Origin of the sequence: Microtetraspora sp. AC03309 (assembly GCF_020826795.1) — a bacterium.
GTDB lineage: Bacteria > Actinomycetota > Actinomycetes > Streptosporangiales > Streptosporangiaceae > Microtetraspora > Microtetraspora glauca.
Genome location: NZ_JADDIL010000413.1, coordinates 1 through 528, shown reverse-complemented (window position 1 = coordinate 528; position 528 = coordinate 1). Strand labels below are relative to the sequence as shown.

General features: G+C 61.6%; 2 protein-coding genes. One reads left to right on the top strand and one right to left on the bottom strand.

Annotated elements, in window-relative coordinates:
- Positions 1-195, bottom strand: a 195-nt coding sequence (locus tag IMZ11_RS43620) for a hypothetical protein (RefSeq protein ID WP_228649582.1), incomplete at its 3' end; no start/stop codon positions are given.
- Positions 196-222: 27 nt separating this feature from the next.
- On the opposite strand from IMZ11_RS43620, the gene IMZ11_RS43615 reads away from it, so the two are divergent.
- A partial coding sequence (locus IMZ11_RS43615) for an HIT family protein (RefSeq protein ID WP_228649580.1) occupies positions 223-528 on the top strand: 306 nt, incomplete at its 3' end.

Genomic DNA, 528 nt, shown 5'->3' with positions numbered 1-528 from the left:
GCGGTAGGAGCGCTGCTTGGTGAAGTCACAGATGGAACCCTCGACGATTCGGCCACGATGCTGTCGGCGCTGGTAGTTCAGAAGACCACGGGCGACCCAGGGGAGGGTTTCTACCGCTTCGCTCGAAAGCTGGGTCTGCTGCGGCCGGGAGTCGAGAAGCTCGAATTTTTTCAGGCGCAGGTAGCGCGGGTCCACGAAAAGTACAAGGGCTAAGGAGCGTCGGTGGAATCTGAGTCGCCCTTCTTCGACATCCCGCAAGCGGAGTGGATCGCGGCCAACCGGTCGGCCTTCGCGGTTTGGGACGGTTACCCCGTATCGCCCGGCCACGCGCTGATCGTGTCGCGCCGGCTCATCACAAACTGGTGGGAAGCTACGCCAGGCGAGCGCACCGACATCTTCGAGCTGATTGACGTCGTGCGCGCCAAGATCGTCGAGCTGCACGACCCTGCCGGATTCAATGTCGGATTCAACGAAGGTCCGGCTGCAGGACAGACCATCGACCATCTGCACGTTCACCTCATACCGAGA